Consider the following 22,621-nt stretch of genomic DNA (forward strand, 5'->3'; position numbering starts at 1 on the left):
TTTAATATTTTTTAGGGAAGCGATACCTGAAATATCTTTTGAGTATCCCTCCACCTCGCCAAGTTTTTTGCAATTACCTTGAGGTATAGATTCTCTTATCATCTCCACATTTTCAGCACCTTCTGCAAGTAAAATGGGCTTAAAACACCCACTTAGCAAAATCATAGCCAAAGCGACACTGATTGAAATATTTATCTTGCCCATAAACTATCCTTAATATGAAAATTAGCATAAATGACAAAAATAAATAAGCCATAAAATTTTTATGCAAAAAACGATACTACAAAAAAAAAAAAAAAACAGAATCTAAATGTGAAAATATAGATTTTGCTTTTTTTTTTTTTTTTTTGATTTTGTTTGGGATTTTAAAGATTTTTTTATGTGGATTTTGGTGTTTTTTTGGCATTTTTTTGGGGTGTTTTTAGAGTTTTTATGGGGGGGGGGGGTTTATGGATTTTGGATACTTCGTTTTCTTGCGAAACCTATATCCGACAAGATACCCACCCCCCTTAATCCCAACTCCGCAAGAGAGTGGGGATTTAGATTGCCACGCCTTGCAAGCAAGGCTCGCAATGACGAGTTTTTTTTTTTTTTGATTTTGCCTACCTCTTAAACCCATCGTGCTAAGAGATGGGGAAGTTTAGATACTTCTATCTTAGCTCTAAAGTCTAGCAAAAATACAAACAAGCCCTAAAAACAATAAATCATCGTTTGAATCGGATTTAAAAATCCGCATAGCAATCTATAATCTCAATAACAATACACAAGCCAAAATCTTTTTTAAGTTTTTGCCATTGTTTTTGTTTATCACAACACAAAACACCTAGATAGCCTAAAAAATGTTGCTATAATTTTGATTTTATATTTTTGACAAAAACACAAAATCAGCGACAAAAAAACAATACTTCAAAAATCACAAAAAGGAGCAGTATGCGTCTAAGATGGCGTCATAATCGGCATAACGCACGCAATGAGCACAGCGCAAAATTTGCCCTCAAAGGTGCGTTTGCTATTTCGCTTGGGCTTGGGCTTGCGCTTTTATGTGCGATTATCACTGCGCTTGTGAGTATTTTTTCTTTTGATGCGAGTGTGCAGGTGGGCGCGTTTGTGGGGATTCTCGCACTGCTTATAATCCTATGGACAAATCAAGCCCTGCCTCTTGGCATAGTCTCGCTCCTGCCTATCGTGCTTTTCCCCGCGTTTGGGATTTTAGATGTCAAATCCGCCGCGAGCAATTACGCAAACCCGATTATTTTTTTATTTTTGGGTGGCTTTATGCTCGCCACTGCGGTGGAAAAAATTGGCTTGCATAGAATCATCGCCAAATCATTCCTAAGCCATTTCCCTCCCACGCCAAAGGGCGTGATTACCGCGCTTGGCGTGGCTAGTGTGGCGTTAGGTAGCGCGCTCTCAAACTCCACCGTTGCGCTATTGCTTATCCCTGTGGCGTTGTCCGTGTCAAATGATGAGGTGCTAAAAACGCGCTTTTTGCTTAGCGTGGCGTTTGGAGCGAGCATTAGCGGGATTACCACGCCTATTGGCACACCTCCAAATCTCATTTTTATCGGCTTTTTAGAGACGGTGGGGTTTGAGGGTATCGGCTTTATGACTTGGATTATGATGATGCTCCCCCTCACAATCACAATGCTTTATGCAATGGTGAAAATCCTCTCTTTTGGCTTGCCAAATGATACGCTTCAAATCGAGGTGTTTAAAGAAATTAGCGTGAGTTTTGCGCATAAGCGATTGCTTGTTATGCTTGGGTGTTTGTTGCTTTTGTTGCTACTAAATTCCCCAATTAAGCCTATTTATAATGGCTTAGGGCTTAATGAAAATGCGGTGTTGCTTCTTTTTGGATTGCTTATGTTTGTGCCAAAGCTAGGCTTTTTGCAATGGGAAGATTCTAAGCAGATTCCCTATGAGATTAACTTTTTGTTTGGGGCGGGGTTTTGCGTGGCTATGGCGATTTCGGAGATGAGCTTGGGGAGCGCGTTTGCGCCGATTTTTAGCTACCTCTCAAGTTTGCCAATCCTCGTGTTTATCTTGCTTTTGTGTCTGCTTGTGCTGACTTTAAGTATGTTTATTAGCTCCACCGCGCTTATTGCGATTTTGCTCTCTATCATTTTTGCCTCTACAAAGGGCTTTTTAGACCCCCAAATGCAAAGCCTTGTGATGCTTATAGCCACCATTTGCGTGGGCTTTAGCTTTATGTTTCCTATTTCTACGCCACCAAATGCGATTGTCTTTAGCAAGGGTGGGATAAAGATTTGGGATATGTTTCGCTTTGGGATTTGCCTAAGTGGCGTGGGAATCGTGCTTCTCATTGCCTTTGCAATGCTGTATTGGCGATGGTTTTTGTAGGGATTTTACAAATTTAAATTTTAATAATGTTATTCAAAATATTTTGGATAATATTTTTTGAATAATTGTCTAATATCCACAATCACACTATCTTTATCATCAGAATTTTTAAATAACAAATCTTCAAGCTCTGCAACCAATTTACTTCCAAGTAAATCTCTCCTGTCTCTAATGTTTATATACACTATGTACTGGAGTTTGTTTTTCCTCGTTATACCGTTTGATTTGTATGCAAATTGTATAGCCTCAAGCAATTTCTCCATTTTGTCTTTTATTCTTTGCTTACGTGTATCTTGTTGTGTGATTTTGTGATAAATATGTGTAATAAGCCAACCACCTATTACCCCACCAAACGCAGAAGCAAAGTTAATAATGCTATCCATATTAAAATCAATCTCTAGCCAAAACTTCTTTTATAGTATTGAGTAAATCTTTTTCGTCCAGACTTTGATTGTTGATATGTATATATTTGTCAAAATCCACTTTATTTTGACGGATAAGTTTGCAAAAGCTGGCATCCACAAAAGAATCTGAAAAAGGCAATTCCAAATGTTCAACCTTAATCAATACCTCTTCTTTATTTTGCAACCATTTCGATAGATAATTTTTTTCAAAATCTTCCCCATTTTTTTCCTTGTCGTGTTCTTTATTCCTTGCATAAGGTGTCCGTGTATATTTTTTATCAAATTCAAACACTTGCATTTTGCACTCCTTTTAAAAATTCTACAACAGGCAATTCAAAGCTAATCAAAGTGCCTATTGCAAGATTTTCATTTACTTTCCTTACGAGAGTTTCACATTTTAGCGTATTATTATTGTATTTTAGTTCATAAAAATCTCTTTTTGACACAATTTGTAATTTTCCACCACACTTTTGTACCGTCTCTTTCAATCGCCTTGTTCCATTGCCTCTTCTAAATCCTTGCCCAGAATACTCTCTGTCTCTATCTTTATTTGTTTCAAATATCATCTGAACATAATTGGTTAATATCTCTTTTCCCTTGTCAAGAATTGTGCTACGAGCTTTTATTGAACCCACAAAACCTATCCCACTATCCAAAATAGCAAACTTTAAAATACTATTTTCAACCTCACCTGCTAGATACACCATTTTTTCTAAGGATTTTGAGTGAGATTGCACATTAAGCAACAATTCTAAAAATATTTTGTTTAATATCATTTTTGCAGTTTCTTTGTCGGTGATGTGTCCTATCTGTTGTAACGAATACTCAATCAATTCATTTGATATTCTTAATAAAACCTTTTTAAATTCTTGTTGAGAATTTATATAAACTTCTAAAACACGAATTTTACCTAAATTAGACTTGTCGTGTATTGGTTTGTCGCATAGTATTTCAAAAATTCCTGTCTGTATAAATAAACTTTTTATTTTCTTGTCCTTTGGCATTAGCTCTTTTCTAAATCCAAAAGAAGTTTTTTTGATTTTTCTTAATTCTTTGAGTAGGCTTGTAAATATTAGGCACATTCCTAAGTCAAATCTGTCTAATTTTTTAAAGTTAATACGAAAGTTGTTTTTCTTTTTTAAAAATTCTACATCCTTAATAAGTTTATTTACATTTAAAAAAGTAAGCTCTAATGAATCGTATTCCTTGTCAGATGCTTTGTTTCTATCTTCGTTGTTTTTATTAAGTTTTGACTTTTTTATGATTTGTCTATGTCTTTTTTCTTGATATTTTGCGCGAATTTTATTGCAATAATGGCGAAATTTACTTGAGTGATAAACTTTTTTCAAATTGTATCCTTAGATATGTTATACGAATGTAATCCAAATCCAAACGGTAGTATTATACAATTCTTAATTTAAGAGTTTATGATTTCTTGCTCCAAGCTAATCATTTCTTTACCTTGTGCTTTAAATTCTAGAATCTCCTCCACGAGATTCACAACTTTATCAGCGATTTTTTAGATTCTATTTATCCTTGATTTTCCTAAAATCCGCTTTTATTCCACCGCGTATATTGCTATCATAATCGCAAATATATTTTAAAATGTCCATATCAAACCCCAAAACTTTCAAACAAATATGATAATCCAAAATATCCACGCAATCTTTGATTTGCGAAGTAGCAAAAAAATTATGTTGCGCGTTAAATACACTTTGCATTTTTTGCCAATGTGCTAGTGCTAGCTTTTCCCACAAATCATTATGTTTTTGTATCAAATCTATTTTTGGCAATCTAAAACTATCCATAATATCTTTGTTATTATGCCTGCCGTCCCCATAGATTCGTAACCACCAATAATACACATTTGAATTGATAAGACAAAACACAAAAAATTTATTTTTCACGCTAAAAGATTTGATTTCCGTGCTTTTATAGGGTATCTCTAAAAACGCGTTATACCAATAATTCCCGCTTGTGCGTATGTATAGCGACTCATCGCCACCAAACAAATCGCCAAGTTTGTGTGGCAATTTTTTCAAATAACACAAAATCTCTAAATTTTTACGCCCGCCAATTTTTGGGATTCTATGCTTTGTGGCAAAATCATTGCCTAGCTCGCTATCAATGAGTAGCAAATCATTCACGCGGCTAAATTCTACCTCCTCGTGCGGAATTTTTTGTCGCACAAAATTGCTTGTTTGAAAAACCGCTTTTTGATTTTCGCCCTTAGAATGTGCAAACAAAATACTTACGCTTTGAGACATTTTGTCAAACTGCGGAGAGCCATCTCTATCATACGATGAGATTTGTATATTTTTGTAGTTTGAGTGCAAAAGATTTCTAAGCCCGCTTTGTGCCAATGAAAAAGTAAGCGCGTAACTTGTTACGAAACTAAAATGTGCTTTTTGCTTAATAAGCGTGTGTGCTAGCTCGGCAAAATTTGAGCTAATCTCGCCAAAATACGAATGCGGAAAATTTGATTCTATAAGTTGCTTTTGATAATCTTTGTTGAGATTCCCATACGGTGGGTTGCCAATGACTAAATCAAAGCCCATAAAATCCCCGTTGCTATCCAAAACTTCGGGGAACTCAAGACGCCATTCAAACGCGCCTTTATACTCCGCACCACTTAGCACAGAATCTAGCCTATGTCGCAATAGCTTGATATTTGCATAGCTTTGTGCGGCTTTTGCCTGCTCCTCTTCGCTTAGATTTGCCTCTGCAAAGAGATTGCCTATTTGCCCGCTTAGTCCATCTAGCAAACTCTCATCATCAAGCAAAAAATTCCCAAAATCACGGATATGATTTTTTAAGGCTTTTTCTAGCTCTTTTTTGGTTTTGGGGTCTTTTAGCGTGAGGCGAAATGTCGCTTTTAGATTTTGGATTTTAGATTCTATGTCTTTTTTCTTTGGCTTTAGCTCGCTTTGGCTAGAGTTTTTATACTCAAAGACGAGCTTTTGGTAGTCTTTGATTTGCTTGTCGATATTTGGGATATGTCGCAGGCTATCTTGCAGGGCAAAGCGACTTATGAGCGAGTTTCCGCATTTTATGTTTATATCGATATTTGGCAGGGTTTGCATTTGGTGGCAATGCACGCTTAAATGTGGCTCATAGCCCTCATCACCCTGCGTGAGATAATAGCTATTTTTTAGGAGTTCTATCCATAATCGCAGTTTGCAGATTTCCACAGAATTTGGATTTATATCCACGCCAAAGAGATTGCTCTCAATTATGCACTTTTTGAGATGAAAGAGCGATTTTTGGATAGCTTGGTTATTGTCATTTGGCTTACTTGGCTTACGATAGTCAAAGACTTTATCACGCGACACATAGATGATTATTTCATCATCTTCTATACGCAAGTCATATTCATTTAGCTCATCACTTAGTCGCAAGTAATGATAAATACGCACCATTTCACATAGCACAGAGACGAGGAAATGCCCGCTCCCTACTGCAGGGTCGCAGATTTTGATTTCACGCAAAATCTTTTTAAAATCTTCCCTCCTCTCGCGCTCATCGCGGATTAGCTCACGCAAGTCATTGAGATTTTTGGCATTCCATTTAGGATTTGCTTCGTTAAATTTCTCTACGATGACTTGCTCCAAACTCACGCGACACATATAGCTAGTGATAAAATTTGGCGTATAGTAGCTCCCCTCTTTGTAGCCATTTAGTTTCTCAAAGACTAGCCCTAGCACATTTGTTTTGATAAGCTCTTTTTGCTCGATGACATTGCTAGAATCCACACTATCAAATCGCGCACTATGTCGCGCATTATTTTTGCCTGCCTCCCCACTGCCATAATCAAAGCTATCCAAAAACTCAAATATATAATCTAGCAGATTCACACTGCCAGCCTTTGTCTTGCCTTCTTTTTTGACTTGAGTGGTGGGGTAGTAGAAAAATGTAGCGTTATTATCAAGCATAGAGATTTCTAGGATTTCCTCGCATTCTTGCTTCTCAAAGAGGCTAGAATTTAAATGTGGCAAGTAAGATAAAGGCGAGCTTGTATCGCGCTTATGATGCTCTTTTGCCAAAATCTCAAAAAATAAATGGGATAGGGCTTGATAATCTTTGAGTTTGGATTTATTAAGAAATGAGAGAGTTTTATCATCATTAAAGCGCACGAGATTTGCCTCTATGAGCTTCAAAAACAAGATTCTATTTAGCCACAAAATAATATATTGCATCACAAAATCTAAATCATTTGCTTTGTGCGTGTCGTGGGCTTGCAAGTGAGAAGTGATTAAGTGATAAAGCGTATTTTTCCCTTCTTTACTTTCTTTGCTCGGTAGGATTAGGATTTTGCCATTTTTGGTGTATTCAGCAAGCCCTAAAATATAGAGCAATTCATTATAAAATCTAGGGCTTAGCGGATTATTTAAGTTAAATTCGCCAAAGAGAAAATCTTTATGGAAAATCTTGCATAGAAATTCTAGGTATTTTTTATGTTTGGGGGTTAGATTTTGTGGATTTAGATTATCTAGCGTGGAAATATCAAGGGCGATTCCTTGCAATTCATCATTTAGCGTATCTATAATATCGCTTGCCTTTGCATAAAAACTGCTCGTGTCATTTTTGTAGCGAGCAAATGCTTCTTTGATTTTGGTATTTTTAAAAAACAGCCTATCAAACTCCTTGTAGCTAAAAATAAAAAAGCGCGTAAAATCCGTGATGATGATAGATTCTAGCGCGTAGTTTTGCTTCTCACACACTTCGCGCAAATAATACAAAATCGCCTCGTGCAATGCCTTGCAATTTACATTTTGGGGGCTAAACGATTGTTTATTTTTAGTGAGATTTTGGGGGAGTTTTGCTTCTATGATGACTTTTGTATGCGCGTTTGTGGCGTTTGAAGTGTCTTTTGTGTCGCGCTTTATGAGGGCTAAATCAATCGCGCTATTTGCATTTAATGCGCCACTTTCTTGCTCGCTTATAGCTTCAAATCCTAGCGCGCTAAAAAACTGCGCTAACTCGTTGCTAGCGAGATTGCGCTCGCTGTATTTGGTGGATATGAGATTTTGCTCTAGCTTATGTTGCACGGCTAAAAGATATGTAGCGATAATATTTGCAAACGCGCTTAAATGCGTTTTTTCTAATGGCTCTTGGGCATAGATAGGATTTAGATTCTCTAGCGCAACGGGATTAAACTTAAGCATTGATAAAAAACTCCTTTGGTTTTTTAATGTTATTTTTTAATAGTTTTTAGGCATTTATGCTGTGAAATTTTAGCAAAATTTGACTATTTAAGATTTTCATAATGAGTGTATTTGTCGCTCTGACATTTTTAGAAGTTTGCACAAAAAGATCTTGTGATTATGGCAATATTTTACATTCTATCTTAAAATTTAATAAAACTATAAGAGAGAAAAAGTATAATTACAAATTCAAAAACATTAGACACAATCATAAACTCAAATAAAATAATAAGGAAATAAAATAAAGTGGAAGAACAAAAAGAACAAATAAGTTTTGATGATTTGGGACTTAAAAAATCCGTGCTAAAAGGCGTGCAAGTCGCAGGATTTGGCACTCCTAGCCCTATCCAATCTCAAGCCATACCAGCCGTGCTAAAAGGAGGCGATGTCATCGCCCAAGCCCAAACAGGCACAGGAAAAACCGCAGCTTTTGTCCTGCCAATACTGCAAAATCTACAAAATAACGGCGAAATCGAGGCTTTAATCATAACTCCAACACGAGAGCTAGCTATCCAAATCAGCGATGAAGCATTTAAGCTAGGCAGATTTTGTCGCACACGCACAATATGCGTGTATGGCGGGCAAAATATCAAACACCAAATCAGCTTTTTAGACAAAAAACCACAAATAATGATAGCCACACCGGGCAGATTGCTAGATCATTTGCAAAACAATCGCTTGCGCAACTTCGCCCCTAGAATCATCGTGCTTGATGAAAGCGATGAAATGCTAGATATGGGCTTTTTAGAATCTATTGAAGAGATTTTTTCATACTTGCCCGAGCAAATCCAAGTGTTGCTTTTTTCTGCGACTATGCCAAAACCTATCCAAGAGCTAGCTGACAAACTGCTAATAAACCCCACCAAAATCAAAATCGCACCCGCAGAAGTAACAAACCACGACATTACCCAAAAATACTATGTCATCAATGAAAATGAGCGCAATGAAGCCATAATCCGCCTGCTTGATACGCAAAATCCCACCTCATCTATCATTTTCACTCGCACCAAAAAAGAAGCAGACAATCTAAATGAATTTTTACACGCGCAAGGATATGATTCTGTGGCGTTGCACGGGGATTTAGACCAGAGGGCTAGGCGAGAGGCGATAAACGCATTTAAAGGACGAAATACCGAAAAAAAACGCACGCCAATCCTAGTCGCAACCGATGTGGCAAGTCGCGGACTAGATATTAGGAATGTAAGCCATGTGTTTAACTATCACATACCGCTAAATCCAGAAAGCTATATCCACCGCATAGGACGCACAGGGCGTGCGGGCAAAAAGGGCGTTGCTATCACGCTTGTAAGCCCACTAGAATATAAAGAATTGCAACGAATCCAAGATGATGTAGGCTCTAAATTAGAATTGTTTGAAGTGCCTATCGACCCCGCACAAGGACTAAATAAACTACTAGAAACAAAAATTTCAAATAAGGCGATAGAGGCGTATTCACGCATAAGCAATGAAATCGAGCTAAGTCAGCTTTGCTTAAAACTTTTAACGCATTATTTAGACAAAGCAGAAATGCCAAAACTCCCACAAATGCCACAATCATCTAGCCCAACAAAAAAAGATTCTAGCAAGCCTAACCACCCAAAACCATATAACAAACTAAGAAAAAGCCACAAAAACAATAGGCATAACCCTTAGTCTAAGCATTCTAGGAATTAAACCTCTACTTGCAGATGGCTTAAATCTCATAAAACAAAATCTACATAAAAGGAGCAAAAATGGCACTAAAAGAATCGAGCTACATTTGGAAAAATGGCAAACTCATCGCGTGGAAAGACGCTACCACACATATTTTAAGCCATACTATTCATTATGGAAATGCCGTGTTTGAAGGCACTAGGGCATATATGACGCCAAAGGGATTGGCGATTTTTCGGCTTGATGACCATTGCAAGCGATTGTTAAATTCTGCAAAAATTGCTCGTATCAACTGCCCTTACGATTTAGCGGAGCTAAAGCAAGCGCATATTGACTTGTTGCGCGCAAACAAGGCAGACTATAATGGCAATGTGTATATCCGTCCATTTATCTACTTGGGTTATGGCGTTATGGGCGTGTATCACGCAAACGCGCCTGTGGAGACTGCTATCGCCGCGTGGGAGTGGGGCGCATATCTTGGCGAAGATGGCATAAACAACGGAATCAAAGTCAAAATGAGCTCTTTTGCGCGAAATTCTGTCAAAAGCTCGATGGGCAAGGCAAAAGCTGCGGCAAATTATTTCAACTCTCAAATGGCGAAATACGAGGCGATTGCGTGCGGGTGTGAAGAGGCGTTGTTGCTTGATGAGAGCGGGTTTGTGAGTGAGGGAAGCGGGGAGTGCTTTTTCATCGTGCGAGATGGCAAGCTCATCACCCCGCCACACGACTACACTTTAGAATCTATCACCCAAGCCACCACCATAGAAATCGCCCGTGATTTGGGCATCGAGGTGGTGGAGCGCAATATCACGCGTGATGAAGTCTATATCGCTGATGAGGCGTTTTTCACAGGCACAGCCGCAGAAATCACGCCCATAAGAGAGGTGGATTTCTACCCCATAGGCGTGCGAAGTGGCGAGGGCAAGGCAGGAGCAATCACCAAAAAACTCCAAGCAGAGTTTAACAAAATCATAAACGGCGAGAATCCAAAATACGCCCATTATCTTACTTTTATTGATTAAGTTATAGTTGATAAAACAAGATATTAGCTATAAATTGATACCCTTGCAAACGCATAAATAAAATCTAAATCCAAAAGGAGAATCTAATGCCGATTGACTTAAACGAACACTTGAAACGGAAAAATGCCAATAATGGCACAAACAACCAACATAACGAAAATCCACGCAACAATGCAAACAACGGAAATAATGGCAACCAAGATAATGACAACAGAAATGGTGGCAAAAATCCATTTCCGCCAAATTTTAATACAAATTTTGGTATTCCGCCAAATGTGCTAAATTCTCGCTTTGTAACCTATGCAATCGTAGGCATAATCGCCGTACTACTCTTTGTGATGGCGCGACCATTTGTGGTGGTAAATTCTGGCGAAACAGGTATCAAAGTAACGATGGGTGCGTATGATTATGAGCATCCTATGAAGCCGGGTCTGCATTTTTTTGTGCCTATTTTTCAAGATGTCATTATCATTGACACAAAGGTGCGCACGCTAAATTTTACTAGCCGAGAAGATATGGGCAATGTCGGTAAAAACCAAAGCATATTGCGAAATGAAGCAATCAATGTTATGGATACAAGCGGTATGACGATTTCTATCGAGCTAACTGTGCAATATCGTTTAGATGAAGCCAAAGTGCCTTTTACGATAGCAAACTACGGGACTGCGTGGGAACAAAAGCTAATCAATCCTGTTATCCGCGACATCGTGCGAAGCGCGGTGGGCAAATATCCAACCGAAGAGCTCCCTACCAAGCGTGATGAAGTGGCAAGCCTTATTTATAATGGCTTTAAAAACAGCATAGATGCCGTGCCAAATCAACCCGTAAAACTAGAATCTATCCAACTACGCGAAATCGTCCTGCCCGAAGAAGTAAAATCTCGAATCGAAGGTGTCGAGCTAGCAAAAAGAGATGCCCAAAAAGCCAAAGAAGAAGCAAATGCTTTGCGTGAGAGGGCAAAAGGTAAGGCGGATTCCCTAGAAATCGAGGCAAAAGGGCAATCACAAGCAAACCGACTTGTAAATGATAGCCTATCTCAAAGACTTTTAGAACTTCGTCAAATCGAAATGCAGGGCAAATTTAACGAAGCATTAAAAGAAAATAAAGACGCACAAATATTTCTAACACCCGGTGGTGCAGTCCCAAATATTTGGGTAGATAGCAAAAGCAAACAGCAAAATTCTGTCATAAGCAAATAATGATTTTGTCATAATAATCGCTTTTTGCAAAATCTAAATGCCTAAAAATAAGGGGAAGTAAATGGCTCAAAAAATCCAAAAGATTCTCTCTCTTTTTGATTGGGATACTTCCCCGCTTATCCCCGCTATCGCACAAGATAGCGACACAAAGCAAGTCTTAATGCTAGCTTTTATGGATAAAAAAGCATTAAATCTTACTTTGCAAAGCGGAGAGATGCACTATTTTTCGCGCTCTAAGAATCGCATTTGGAAAAAAGGCGAGCAAAGCGGACATTTCCAAATCGTGCAAAAAATCCTAATTGATTGCGATAATGACGCGCTTGTATTTCTTATAAAGCAAAAAGGTGTCGCCTGCCACACGGGGCAAAAAAGTTGCTTTTTTAGAGAAATAGATTTTGATAAATCTAGCGTAAAATCCGCCCCAAAATCAAATCCAAATTATGGCGTTAATTATGGTGTCATTGATGATTTATACCACACGCTTTTGGAGCGCAAAAACGCAAATCCCAAAACTTCCTACACCGCTATGCTTTATCAAAAAGGCACAGATACTATCGCAAAAAAAATCATCGAAGAGGCTAGCGAAGTAGCCCTAGCGTTGAAAGATTGCGACTTTTTAAATAGCATTGATACAAGCGACAAAAATTCGCAAGCTAACAAAGACTGCAAACAAGATAGCTTCACAAAATCTACTAAAAAATCTAAAATAGATTCTACCACCACCAAATCCCAAAATCCACATTCTCATCTAGTCTATGAATGTGCGGATTTGCTATATCATAGCCTTGTCGCCCTAGCCAAGCACAATATCCACCCCGAGCAAGTAAAAAACGAGCTAGCAAGGCGGTTTAATTGTAGTGGATTAGCAGAAAAAGCAAGCCGAACAAAATCTAGCGCAAAATCAAAAACCACAACAAAAGCTAGCAATAAAGCAAAATCTAGCAAACCCACCAAAAATATCCAAAAAAACCAAATCAACAAAGGCAAATAAATAATGTATCCCCCGCTATCTTTTGCCCCGCTAAAAGCTATGCTTCTCGCCATAGCAGAGCATATCACGGTAGTTGAGCTAGGCGTATTTATGCTACTTTTTTTAGTCTTTGTGTTTTTCTTTTTTTTGTCGCTTGTGTTTTGGCATTTTAGACGCATACTTTTTATATTTTTTCTCATAGAAACGGCAATTTTGCTATGTATCCCCTATGGCATTTCCCAAATCTCTCAAAAAATCATCTACCCCATAGAAGTGCGCTATGACAAGTTTCGCCCATTTGTCTATACCACAGGGTTTAACTACGATATAGAAATCACTAGCAAAGCAAAACTACCTATCAGAGAATGCTTACTAACCGTTATCCCAAAACGAGCGGGGGCAAATATAATAAAAAAACCAAAAACTAGCGCAAAATCTAGCGAGATAGAATCTAGCCAAACAGAATCAAGCATAGAATCAAATGTGGAATCAAATACAAAATCAAATGAAGAATCAAACACAAAAACAAGCGCGCAGTCTAATATAGCTATGGATTCTAACCAACAAGACAAGGCAGAATCTAGTCAAGTAAATACCACGCAAGATATGGCGGATTCTAGCACAAAGCAAGATTCTACCAAGCCCACGCAAGAATCTTTAAACCAATCCAAAATCGCGCAAAATACGCAAATATCACAAACAGGGCAAGAAAACAACGATGATTCTAAAGAGCCTCAAACGCAAGAATCTAAAGAATCTACAAACGCTGAAATACAATCCCAAGAATCTAACAAATCCCAAGAAAACAAAAAGCCCAAAAAACCAAAAACCCCCAAACCTCCCTCACCATACGCCCTCAAAGCCTACAAAATCCTAGATTATCTAGTCCCTATTGACGCATTTGTAGAGGTGCTAGAGCTAGAAACCCCGCTTACATACAACAAAAAAGTCCGCTGGCAAGGAATCATACGAGATTATAAATATGATGAAAACTACGGCGTACAAATCAGCTGTCATTAGCATTTATGCGACACTGACACATTATCCGCATTTGCGATAAAACAAGACATTTTTCACGCCAATCAAACAAGTAAAAAACCAAGTAAAAAACACAAACCCACGCTTAAATCAACTACAAACACTACACAAACTACACAAACACGCTATCACTCATTACGGGTTGGAGATTAGATTTCTTAAGCATTGCTAGAATCTCTGCCACACTGCGATTATCGCTTATGCTAAATTGCTCATCGCCTTTTTTGCTCGCTTCTTGCTGTCCTAGCGATTTTCTCTCTAGCGCACTTCGCTCGCCTATGGCGACTGATACGCCTGCGGAGATTTTGTTTGCGCCTAGTTTTATGGCATTGTTGCGAAATCTCTCCCCCTCCCTGCTAGAAATGGTAATACTAGCATAAGGCAAAAATAATCGATACGCACAAAGCACTTGCAAAAGCCTAGACTCCGTAACGGCTTTTGGGTGGATTTTGGGGTTATTTATGATGGGTCGCAGTCGCGGGATTGATAGGGCGATTTCTGCGTGAGGGTATTTGCGTTGCAAAAAATATGCGTGCAAAGCGCAAGCTAGCGCGTCTTTGCGAAAATCATCTATGCCAAGCAAAGAGCCAAATCCAACCCCTCTCATTCCCGCTAGCAATGCCCTCTCTTGTGCGTAAAATCGATATGCAAAGGCTCTTTTTTCGCCTTCTATGTGGATTCTAGCGTATTTTTTTGGGCAGTAAGTCTCTTGAAATAGCGTTACAAAATCGCAACCATTTTTGCGCAAAATCTCGTATTCATCGATATTTAGTGCGTAAATTTCTACTCCTATGACACTAAAATACTCCCTTGCTATCTTGCAGGCATTAGCTATGTAGTCTATGCTTGCGTATTCTCTACCCTCGCCACAAAGAAACAAAATCTCTTTTAAACCACTTTTTGCGATGATTTCTAGCTCGGCTTGGATTTCATCTACTTCTAGCTTTGCGCGTTTGATTTTATTGCCTTTTTGAAACCCGCAATACACGCATTTGCTCGCACAATGATTGCTAAGATACAATGGCGTAAAAACGCTAATAGAATTTCCAAAATATGCTTGGACGCGCTTTTGTGATTCTTTTGCCAAAACTTCAAGCATAGATTCTGCTTCTATGCTTAGCAACGCGCATAAATCGCTAACTTCTAAAAAACTCTTGCTAAGTGCTAATTCTACTTCTTTTTTGGTGTAGGCATTTGGGTTATAAGATTCTCTTATTTTTAGCACAGATTCTAAAATATTAGAATCTATTTGTTGCATTTGGTTTTGAAATTCCCACACGCTCGCAGAATTTACCATTTTATTTCCTCATTTTCTAAGCTAAATCGCTTAAAATCTCATAAATATTTTTGCCATCAATCTTTAATCTTGCAAAAAGCTTGTAAGTGGCGAAATATCGCTAAGAAGCGAAGACGCACTAGGGCTAGATTCTACCGCTAAGCCCGCTAAAAAAGCCGCCCTTCCCGCTTCTATGCCAAGCCTAAAAGCCCGCGCCATAAGCGTAATATCATTTGCATTAGCAATCGCAGTATTTGCCATTATCGCGCTTACGCCCATTTGCATTGCCTCGCAGGCTTGAGAAGGAGAGCCAATCCCTGCATCTACAATGATAGGCAAATCTATCTCACGCAACAAAATCTCTATAAAAGCCTTTGTTTGCAAGCCTTTATTTGTGCCAATAGGTGCGCCAAGAGGCATTATCGCGCACGCACCTGCATTTGCCATATCTCGCGCCGCATATAGCTCTGGATACATATACACAAGCGGAGTGAAACCCTCCTTTGCAAGCATTTCGGTGGCTTTGGCACTCTCATAGTTATCGGGCAAAAGATATTTGCTATCGCTGATGACTTCGATTTTGATTAAATCACTATGGCAAATCTCACGCGCCAATCTAGCAATGCGCAAGGCTTCATTTGCATTTCTAGCACCGCTTGTGTTTGGCAGTAGCGTGATTTTTGGCGGGATAAAATCTAAGATATTTTCTATCCCACCGCTATTTGTGCGGCGCAAGGCAAGGGTTATGATTTGCGCTCTAGCCTCTTTGATAGCAGAATCTATTATGTGAAATGAATATTTGCCTGAGCCAAGTATAAAACGCGAAGTAAAACTATACTTGCCAAGTTGCAATATATCGCTAGATTCTGCGGGATTTTGACTAGCTGTGGTGGATTTTGTAGATGTTAGATTTTTGCTAGATTTTAGATTAGGTTGCGCATTAGAAGTTGGTTTTTTATCATTTATTTGTTGCATTGTTTGCCTTTTTTTTGATTATTTTTGCGTATTTTTTATACCATTTTTAGCGCACAAAATCTCTAGCACAAGGTTTGCTTGATGGGCTGCACAGATATTTACACGCGGACTCATAAGCCCCCTGCCATAGCCTGCCGCGCTAGATAAATCCCCGCAAACATAAAATCTATCATTGATTTTATGCGTCTTAATCGCGTTTGACTCGCCAAATCCTGCTAACCCGCTCGCACATATCAATACAGAATCTGGAAAATGCGCGTGAAAATGCTGTGCTAACATCGCTTTAGCATAGGGATTATCAAACGCTTCGCACACGATTTGACAGCCATTAAAAAATGATTTTATATTGCTAGATTCGATTTTTTGGGTGAAAATCTGCGTGGTGATAAATGGATTTATCGCTTTTATATGCGCTTGCAAGGCTTGCGTCTTTGGCTTGCCTAAATCATCGATATTGTAAGCCTGCCTATTTAGATTGCTAGGCTCGATAATATCAAAATCAATCAGCACCAAATGCCCTAGTCCGCTTCTAGCAAGCATTATAGCGATATGTGAGCCAAGCCCGCCAAGCCCACAGATTGCGACTTTTGATTGCTTTAGCGCGTTATGGACTTTGGGCGTGTGGCGCGCGCTCATCATTGATTCTAGCGCGTCTTGTGGTGGCATTTCCCCCTTTTTTATGCACCATAGCTCATCGCCATTTTCTAGCACTTTTGGCTCTTTGGTTGCAAAGCCATTGACTATCCACACACTATCTTGCCACTCGTTATCTTGCTTGCAAATTTGACTAGCAAAAAAGCTAGCAGAATCCGCCTTATCGGTTTGATATTTTTTGCCATTAAAAAGTATGTTTTTTAGGTTGTTTTTCATTTGAGTTGCTTTGTTAGATTTTGCTTTTTAGCCACCGCCTACGAAGCTAAGGATTTCGACTTTATCGCCTTGCTTAAAAACGATATTGCTAAATTCATCTTTTGGGATTATCCTGCCATTTAGCTCTAAAGCGATTAGCTCTAAATTTATCCCTTTTAGTTTTGCATATTCTAGTAGGCTAAGGCTATCGTGGGTAAAATTCTCGCCATTGATACACATAACAAATCCTTAAAATCCCTAAAATCTAAAAAATTTTGGGAGTTTTTTTGAAATTTTTACAATATTGATAGATTTTACAATATGGCAGAGAGGAAGGGATTCGAACCCTCGAAAGCTTGCACTTTACACGCGTTCCAGGCGTGCTCCTTCAACCACTCGGACACCTCTCTATTTACTAAGTTTTGTGTGTTTATAGATACTAGATATTGCCAATGCTAAAAGTCGCTATTATATACCAAAATAAGCAATTTTTACGCATATTTGCAGGAATAATATTTTAAACAACATTTATGATTTGGTTAGTTAATTTTCTTTTTTAAAACTTACAAAAAGTCCAAACCTACCCGTTTTCGCGCTATTTACAAAAGCTTTGTCCTGTGCATTTTTGCGTAAATCTTGCACCGCTCTGCGATAAGAAAAAAGACTATCCTCACAGCAACTACATTTTTGCAATACTTCAATATTTTTGGGCAAAATCCCCGCTTCCTCGCACTCATCTAGTAGCATAGAGACTAAGTCCAAAAAATATTTCCCCTCTCTTTTTTCTACATATTTTGTGCCAAAATCTCGCACTATTTTTTCTGCCAAATCTCCACCCACTTCATAGCAACAAGACCGAATCGAAGCACCGATAAAAACAAGTATATTTTGGATTTTCGCGCCATTTTTTAGTAGCTTATCAACGCCATTAGTAAGGATTTTTTGACATACCCCAGCCCTGCCAGCGTGGATTGCCACAAAGGCATTATTTTCCCTATCAAAAAGCAACACAGGATTGCAATCAGCTACCAAAATAAGCGCGACAATATGTTTGTCATAATGACAAAAAATACCATCGCCCTGCCCTAAATTTTGCTCTTTTAATAAATACTCTTTTAGATTTTGTGAATTTTGGTTTGGCAATTTTTGATTTGACAAATATTGCAAAATCTCACCATTATTGCCCAAATTATTATTTAAATTATTACGCAGCAGATTCTCATTAGTGAAGTTTTTATCGTGGCTTTGATATGCTGTCAAAATCGTATTAGAATGCACTTGATTGCAAAAAATAAGTGTTTTTTGTGGAAAATATTTAGCGAGGATTTGTGCGCGATTTTGCTTGATATGTTGGAGGTTGTCGCCTGTGTTTTGTCCTAGATTTAGGCTATTATAAGGAGTCTTGCTTACTCCACCTAGCCTAGAGCTAAGCACAAAATACACGCCACTATCCCTAAAAAGCGGGCTTTGCTCGCTTGAGTAAAAAATAGTTTTGTCGTTCGTGTTGCTTGTGCTGTTTGTATTGTTGCAGATTTTGCCTGTGTCTAGAATTGTTTGGATTGGCATTTTTTGCCCTATGTGATGGATTTAGAAATTCTTTGGTGGATTTTACAATATTTTTAACTCAATCAATCAAACTTAATCGCAGGCAAAGAAGTCTTAAATTAAAGTTGCACATATAAAAAACAAAAATATCATTCATTCAAGGATTTTTAGGAAAAACAATAGAGATTGATGAAAAACTCTTTGGGAGCTAGAAGAACGCGAGGAAAAAGGCAGGGTAGCGGGGCAAAACACATTCGCTTGGAATGTTTAAACAAAATAATTGCGTCTACACACAACTTGTAAAGAATTGGTTAGCAGAATATCTTTTGCCTATAATGCGGGCTTAAATAATATAGGCGAGATAGATTTTTTAGTGCTTGTTTTTGGGCGTATGAAGTGTTAGTAGATTTTGAAGTAAAAGCTCATTATTTGAGTAAAAATAGCCACAATAAGTTTGTTTTGGATAAAAAAAATCATTTCAATAGAATCGAAAACTTTTTTACCTGCTCCTCGCCATCTTTTGCCTCTTACTCTTTTAGCACCCAAAATCTATATTAAAAGATTGCTTTCATCAACTTAAATTTCGCCTTGCATTTTGGAAGTTTTCTCACATTCTTTTGCGATTAAGATTCTAATATTTTGATGATTTTATTGATACTTTGGCGAGAAATTTTGCTTAATTTTGCAATTTTAACAGCTTCAATATCAAGACTTCTTGCAAAGCTAAGAGTGTAAGCGAAGTAGAAACATATTTAAGAATCTTTTTTTTAATCTATCTTGTTTTTGATTCTCTCAGCCTCTTAAATTCTTGCAAAGGTTTTTATTATGTATCAATATACTTGTTTTTTATCGCTGACATCATAACTTAAGACTCCTTTATGTGAGATTAAGTTGGATTGAGCCAAAACTTTTAGCGATTTTGCGTGAGAGAAGTGCGGAGGCATTAGAATCGCAAGGCAAAGCAGGGAAATATGATTTGTGTGATAAAATTCGATATTTGTAGATTTAAGGATTTGTGATGGATAATTACGACAAATCGCCTTATGGAGAAGTGATTTATGAGTTTAAATACGAGTTTCCAAAAAAGCCATTTAATCGCTTTTCAAGAATCTTAGATAGGGTTAGCTGGATAATAGCCACTTGCGTTTTTGTATATTTTGCTTATTTTTTAAACGATGAGTTTTTACTCCCCACGCTTGATAATATATGGACTATGATTACAAAGCATTTTTGTCTTTTGACAAAAATTAGCAATATGTGTAACATACTTCTTTGGCTTATAATTGTATTGATGTCTTATGTTTGTATTATTATTTTTTCTTTTTGTGCCATCAATATATTGTTTATAATGCCACGCAATCAAATCTTTTTAACCAATAAAGGTATGTTTGTAATGGCTACTCATCTACTTGGATTGTGGCGTAAAAAAAGATTGTATCCCTATGGGAGCTTTTCTCTAGCAGCACACCTTATCGGTGGAAACGGGACTCTTGAAAATCATTGGCAATTTCGCGTATGCGATGATATAGATAAAAAATATAGTGGATTTAATTTTAAGCATTCTAAAACATATTCAATTACCAAAAATAACGAAATTCAAGACATAGGAAAATTTTTAGCGATTTTGCGTGAGAGAAGTGCGGAGGCGTTGGATTCGCAAGGCAAAGCAGGGAAATATGATTTGTGTGATAAAATTCGATATTTGTAGATTTAAGGATTTGTGATGGATAATTACGAAAAATCGCCTTATGGAGAAGTGATTTATGAGTTTAAATACGAGTTTCCAAAAAAGTTTGGGAATCGATTATTTGAATTTTGGGATATAACCATATTTACTATAATTGCGCTATGTTTGCCGTTATTTTTCAATATAATAAACGATGATTTTTGTATTCCCATATTACAAACTTTTCAATATAAAGCCATATATAATCCTCTTTTGTTATTAAAACTTGATAACTTAATAAGAGTGTTTGTTTTGATTTTGGCGTATGGATTTATGATTTTGTATGCTTTTGTCGCTGTTAATGCGCTATTTATGTGGCGGAATAATCGCATTATTCTCACAGATAAAGGCATTTTTATCAAAGCAAACGGACTTTTGCCATATAAAACAAATCGATTTTATCCCTATGGGACATTTTCATTTTTTGTGCATTCTTTTTCTAGTATAGTAACACTTTGCGGTTTTTGGCAATTTCGCGTATGTGATGATATAGACAAAAAATTTAGTTTTTTTGATTTTAGACATTCGCGTTTTTATTGTATTGCCCAAAACAATGAAATCCAAGATATAAAAAAACTTTTATCAATTTTGCGTGAGAGAAGTGCGGAGGCGTTGGAATCGCAAGGCAAAGCAGAGAAATATGATTTAAAAGATAAAATCAAACATTTACACAGAAAGGATTTGTGATGGATAGAAATTGGGATAATTTACCTTATGCAAACGATGGAGCATATTTTACACAAGAAAAAGCAAAGATTGAGGCAGAAGCACAAAAGAGAATCTTTTTGCATAAGAATAGATATGCGGAGTTTTATAAAGTTGAGAATACGCTTGAGATACAGCTCAAAAATATTACTTTAGCAGATATTGGTATAAGCACTATTGGAGCTATATTTGCCTCAATAGCACAAGGGATAGAATGGCTATATAAAAATGCAAAAATTAGTGAAGTAGCAGGCAAATTTGCTAAATGGACTTTTATTGTTGAAGGTTGGTCGATAATGTTTGTTTATAACAAGGGGACAGAAGAGTTTTATAGTGGATTATCTAGTATTGTGTATGATTTATTTGTTTTGGGAATAACTGCAATCGTAATAGAACTTTTTATAACAACTTGGTGGATAGCTATCCTAGTAGCCGCCTTTATTGCCCTTATCGCAAGTATTTTTGCAAATACGCAATGGGGAAAAGACAAATTAGATTTGTTAGCGCAAACCATAGAATCAAATGTCAAAAAAGCAAAGAATTTTTTTGAAAAAAATAAGGAAAGATTTTTTGAGTATTTCAATGACGGCGGGAATCTATTGCAAAAACTAAGCGAGATTCTCACAAAACCAGACTTTAGCGAGGGTGATTTAGAAAATATCCTTACGAAATGTGGCTATTGTAGGGCAAATGGTAATGCGTGGCTAGATTTTATACATAACTATTCGCGTAATGAACCAATTGAAAATATATGCAATCCCGATGGCACGATAAAACAAAGCTACAAAGATGCGCAATATAGAGCATTTTATCAATCAGTGGAGTTTCGTAAAAGTCAAAAAAATACATAAGCGCAATTTTGATGCGCTATTTGTAGAGAGACTTTTGCGCGAAAAAACGGATAGTTACATTGATAGCGTGAATGCTAGGGCGTAGATGATTTTTGCGCAAATTTTATGCGAAATTGCACGCTAAAATCGCATAAGCAAAATCCAAATTTGCTATAATGCGCTTAAAAAATGCCAAACGCGTAACGCTTAAAGCGCGAGAAATGCGCTAACGCACAAAACTATAATAAGGCAAAAGAGGCAAAAATGGATTCTATCTCATTGCTAAAACAAAACCATATCGCTATCACGGATTTGCGATTAGAAATGCTAGAGATTTTGCGCAAATCGGCTAAGCCACTTAGCTTTGATGAGTTTGACTTAGACGCGAATAAAACGACTTTTTATCGCAATATGGAGCTTTTTGAGGAAAGGGGCGTGGTGGTAAAGACCAATTTAGAGCGCAAAAGCTACTACGAGCTAGCACAAGATGCTAAAGCGCACTTTGTGTGTGATGTCTGCCACAAAATCACGGATTTTGACTTGCCTAAGGGTGCAAAAGCACAAGGCAGGGTAAAATCCGTAGTCGCACACGGAATCTGCAATGAGTGTGAATAAGCCTACAAAGGCTATACTACGCATATAAAGCCCGCGTAAATACGCCCAAATCTACATAAATCTGCAACAATCAATGTGTAAAACACCTAGCCAAGATTTTAGCTTAGTAAGAGTTTGCAATCAAGTATGCAAAACCTTAAAAATAAAATCTACCCCCTCCAAAATCTATAGCCTTTTTTGTTGCCCTACATACATATCTGCTTAGCAAAATCATTGATACAATTTTTGCATAAATTTTGTCCAAAATCA

The 22,621-nt window shown here is 37.5% G+C and carries 21 protein-coding genes, 1 tRNA gene and 1 pseudogene; 11 read left to right on the forward strand and 12 right to left on the reverse strand.

What is annotated here, in order from left to right:
• Nucleotides 1-204 (reverse strand): hypothetical protein (locus ACWIX0_RS08215; protein WP_454173523.1); only part of this gene is annotated, 204 nt, incomplete at its 3' end.
• Nucleotides 205-930: 726 nt separating this feature from the next.
• Between ACWIX0_RS08215 and ACWIX0_RS08220 the strand changes: the two genes are divergently transcribed.
• Nucleotides 931-2,361: an SLC13 family permease gene (locus ACWIX0_RS08220; protein ID WP_454173524.1), complete on the forward strand. Its 1,431-nt coding sequence runs from the start codon at nt 931-933 to the stop codon at nt 2,359-2,361.
• Between the two features lie 29 nt (nt 2,362-2,390).
• Here the strand turns inward: ACWIX0_RS08220 and ACWIX0_RS08225 are convergent, their stop codons facing one another.
• From ACWIX0_RS08225 to ACWIX0_RS08240, 4 genes are all read right to left on the reverse strand, one after another.
• Entirely contained in the window at nt 2,391-2,744 is a 354-nt protein-coding gene (locus ACWIX0_RS08225) for a hypothetical protein (RefSeq protein ID WP_454168184.1), read from the reverse strand.
• Nucleotides 2,745-2,751: 7 nt separating this feature from the next.
• A complete protein-coding gene (locus ACWIX0_RS08230) occupies nt 2,752-3,063 on the reverse strand; it encodes a hypothetical protein (protein ID WP_454168185.1) in 312 nt (103 codons plus the stop codon).
• Nucleotides 3,050-4,114, reverse strand: coding sequence for a hypothetical protein (locus ACWIX0_RS08235; protein ID WP_454168186.1), 1,065 nt, complete (start codon nt 4,112-4,114; stop codon nt 3,050-3,052). The genes ACWIX0_RS08230 and ACWIX0_RS08235 overlap by 14 nt, the downstream gene beginning before the upstream one ends.
• A gap of 177 nt (nt 4,115-4,291) precedes the next feature.
• Complete coding sequence (locus ACWIX0_RS08240) at nt 4,292-7,930, reverse strand: type IIG restriction enzyme/methyltransferase (RefSeq protein WP_454173525.1); 3,639 nt, start codon at nt 7,928-7,930, stop codon at nt 4,292-4,294.
• A gap of 285 nt (nt 7,931-8,215) precedes the next feature.
• Between ACWIX0_RS08240 and ACWIX0_RS08245 the strand changes: the two genes are divergently transcribed.
• The 5 genes from ACWIX0_RS08245 (at nt 8,216) to ACWIX0_RS08265 (ending at nt 13,833) form a co-directional block, all read left to right on the forward strand.
• Nucleotides 8,216-9,622, forward strand: coding sequence for a DEAD/DEAH box helicase (locus tag ACWIX0_RS08245; protein ID WP_454173526.1), 1,407 nt, complete (start codon nt 8,216-8,218; stop codon nt 9,620-9,622).
• An 80-nt stretch (nt 9,623-9,702) separates the two neighbouring features.
• On the forward strand, nt 9,703-10,644 hold the full coding sequence (locus tag ACWIX0_RS08250) for a branched-chain amino acid transaminase (protein ID WP_454173528.1): 942 nt from the start codon (nt 9,703-9,705) through the stop codon (nt 10,642-10,644).
• Between the two features lie 86 nt (nt 10,645-10,730).
• Nucleotides 10,731-11,843, forward strand: coding sequence for a prohibitin family protein (locus ACWIX0_RS08255; protein WP_454173530.1), 1,113 nt, complete (start codon nt 10,731-10,733; stop codon nt 11,841-11,843).
• Between the two features lie 61 nt (nt 11,844-11,904).
• Nucleotides 11,905-12,834, forward strand: coding sequence for a bifunctional phosphoribosyl-AMP cyclohydrolase/phosphoribosyl-ATP diphosphatase HisIE (gene hisIE / locus ACWIX0_RS08260; protein ID WP_454173532.1), 930 nt, complete (start codon nt 11,905-11,907; stop codon nt 12,832-12,834).
• Nucleotides 12,835-12,837: 3 nt separating this feature from the next.
• A complete protein-coding gene (locus ACWIX0_RS08265) occupies nt 12,838-13,833 on the forward strand; it encodes a DUF2393 family protein (protein WP_454173534.1) in 996 nt (331 codons plus the stop codon).
• Nucleotides 13,834-13,963: 130 nt separating this feature from the next.
• Here ACWIX0_RS08265 and thiH read toward each other — a convergent pair whose 3' ends face one another.
• From thiH to ACWIX0_RS08300, 7 genes and pseudogenes are all read right to left on the reverse strand, one after another.
• A complete protein-coding gene (gene thiH, locus ACWIX0_RS08270; RefSeq protein WP_454173536.1) occupies nt 13,964-15,148 on the reverse strand; it encodes a 2-iminoacetate synthase ThiH in 1,185 nt (394 codons plus the stop codon).
• Nucleotides 15,149-15,211: 63 nt separating this feature from the next.
• On the reverse strand, nt 15,212-16,102 hold the full coding sequence (locus ACWIX0_RS08275; protein ID WP_454173538.1) for a thiazole synthase: 891 nt from the start codon (nt 16,100-16,102) through the stop codon (nt 15,212-15,214).
• Between the two features lie 18 nt (nt 16,103-16,120).
• Nucleotides 16,121-16,972, reverse strand: coding sequence for a thiamine biosynthesis protein ThiF (gene thiF / locus ACWIX0_RS08280; RefSeq protein ID WP_454173540.1), 852 nt, complete (start codon nt 16,970-16,972; stop codon nt 16,121-16,123).
• A 27-nt stretch (nt 16,973-16,999) separates the two neighbouring features.
• Nucleotides 17,000-17,191 (reverse strand): sulfur carrier protein ThiS, encoded by a 192-nt coding sequence (gene thiS / locus ACWIX0_RS08285; RefSeq protein WP_454173542.1) that lies wholly within the window; start codon nt 17,189-17,191, stop codon nt 17,000-17,002.
• 82 nt (nt 17,192-17,273) lie between these two features.
• Nucleotides 17,274-17,361: transfer RNA gene (locus ACWIX0_RS08290), tRNA-Ser, on the reverse strand.
• A gap of 133 nt (nt 17,362-17,494) precedes the next feature.
• Entirely contained in the window at nt 17,495-18,517 is a 1,023-nt protein-coding gene (locus tag ACWIX0_RS08295) for a polyphenol oxidase family protein (RefSeq protein ID WP_454173543.1), read from the reverse strand.
• Nucleotides 18,518-19,060: 543 nt separating this feature from the next.
• Nucleotides 19,061-19,203, reverse strand: a pseudogene (locus ACWIX0_RS08300) (IS1595 family transposase); the annotation flags it as partial.
• A gap of 173 nt (nt 19,204-19,376) precedes the next feature.
• On the opposite strand from ACWIX0_RS08300, the gene ACWIX0_RS08305 reads away from it, so the two are divergent.
• The 5 genes from ACWIX0_RS08305 (at nt 19,377) to ACWIX0_RS08325 (ending at nt 22,372) form a co-directional block, all read left to right on the forward strand.
• Entirely contained in the window at nt 19,377-19,499 is a 123-nt protein-coding gene (locus ACWIX0_RS08305) for a hypothetical protein (protein WP_454173545.1), read from the forward strand.
• Nucleotides 19,500-19,514: 15 nt separating this feature from the next.
• The gene (locus tag ACWIX0_RS08310) at nt 19,515-20,204 is read left to right on the forward strand and encodes a hypothetical protein (protein ID WP_454173547.1); all 690 of its coding nucleotides are present in this window, start codon (nt 19,515-19,517) and stop codon (nt 20,202-20,204) included.
• A 15-nt stretch (nt 20,205-20,219) separates the two neighbouring features.
• Nucleotides 20,220-20,909: a hypothetical protein gene (locus ACWIX0_RS08315; RefSeq protein WP_454173549.1), complete on the forward strand. Its 690-nt coding sequence runs from the start codon at nt 20,220-20,222 to the stop codon at nt 20,907-20,909.
• On the forward strand, nt 20,909-21,778 hold the full coding sequence (locus ACWIX0_RS08320) for a hypothetical protein (protein WP_454173551.1): 870 nt from the start codon (nt 20,909-20,911) through the stop codon (nt 21,776-21,778). The genes ACWIX0_RS08315 and ACWIX0_RS08320 overlap by 1 nt, the downstream gene beginning before the upstream one ends.
• 243 nt (nt 21,779-22,021) lie before the next feature.
• Nucleotides 22,022-22,372, forward strand: coding sequence for a Fur family transcriptional regulator (locus ACWIX0_RS08325; protein ID WP_454152201.1), 351 nt, complete (start codon nt 22,022-22,024; stop codon nt 22,370-22,372).
• The last annotated feature ends 249 nt before the right edge of the window (nt 22,373-22,621 follow it).

The organism is Helicobacter sp. T3_23-1059 (genome assembly GCF_053654515.1).

Bases quoted from the DNA above. Each gene is read 5' to 3' on its own strand.
- ACWIX0_RS08220 (WP_454173524.1), top strand. From the start codon at position 931: ATGCGTCTAAGATGGCGTCATAATCGGCATAACGCACGCAATGAGCAC.
- ACWIX0_RS08225 (WP_454168184.1), bottom strand. From the start codon at position 2,744: ATGGATAGCATTATTAACTTTGCTTCTGCGTTTGGTGGGGTAATAGGT.
- ACWIX0_RS08230 (WP_454168185.1), bottom strand. From the start codon at position 3,063: ATGCAAGTGTTTGAATTTGATAAAAAATATACACGGACACCTTATGCA.
- ACWIX0_RS08240 (WP_454173525.1), bottom strand. From the start codon at position 7,930: ATGCTTAAGTTTAATCCCGTTGCGCTAGAGAATCTAAATCCTATCTAT.
- ACWIX0_RS08250 (WP_454173528.1), top strand. From the start codon at position 9,703: ATGGCACTAAAAGAATCGAGCTACATTTGGAAAAATGGCAAACTCATC.
- ACWIX0_RS08255 (WP_454173530.1), top strand. From the start codon at position 10,731: ATGCCGATTGACTTAAACGAACACTTGAAACGGAAAAATGCCAATAAT.
- hisIE (WP_454173532.1), top strand. From the start codon at position 11,905: ATGGCTCAAAAAATCCAAAAGATTCTCTCTCTTTTTGATTGGGATACT.
- ACWIX0_RS08265 (WP_454173534.1), top strand. From the start codon at position 12,838: ATGTATCCCCCGCTATCTTTTGCCCCGCTAAAAGCTATGCTTCTCGCC.
- thiH (WP_454173536.1), bottom strand. From the start codon at position 15,148: ATGGTAAATTCTGCGAGCGTGTGGGAATTTCAAAACCAAATGCAACAA.
- ACWIX0_RS08275 (WP_454173538.1), bottom strand. From the start codon at position 16,102: ATGCAACAAATAAATGATAAAAAACCAACTTCTAATGCGCAACCTAAT.
- thiF (WP_454173540.1), bottom strand. From the start codon at position 16,972: ATGAAAAACAACCTAAAAAACATACTTTTTAATGGCAAAAAATATCAA.
- thiS (WP_454173542.1), bottom strand. From the start codon at position 17,191: ATGTGTATCAATGGCGAGAATTTTACCCACGATAGCCTTAGCCTACTA.
- ACWIX0_RS08295 (WP_454173543.1), bottom strand. From the start codon at position 18,517: ATGCCAATCCAAACAATTCTAGACACAGGCAAAATCTGCAACAATACA.
- ACWIX0_RS08310 (WP_454173547.1), top strand. From the start codon at position 19,515: ATGGATAATTACGACAAATCGCCTTATGGAGAAGTGATTTATGAGTTT.
- ACWIX0_RS08315 (WP_454173549.1), top strand. From the start codon at position 20,220: ATGGATAATTACGAAAAATCGCCTTATGGAGAAGTGATTTATGAGTTT.
- ACWIX0_RS08320 (WP_454173551.1), top strand. From the start codon at position 20,909: ATGGATAGAAATTGGGATAATTTACCTTATGCAAACGATGGAGCATAT.
- ACWIX0_RS08325 (WP_454152201.1), top strand. From the start codon at position 22,022: ATGGATTCTATCTCATTGCTAAAACAAAACCATATCGCTATCACGGAT.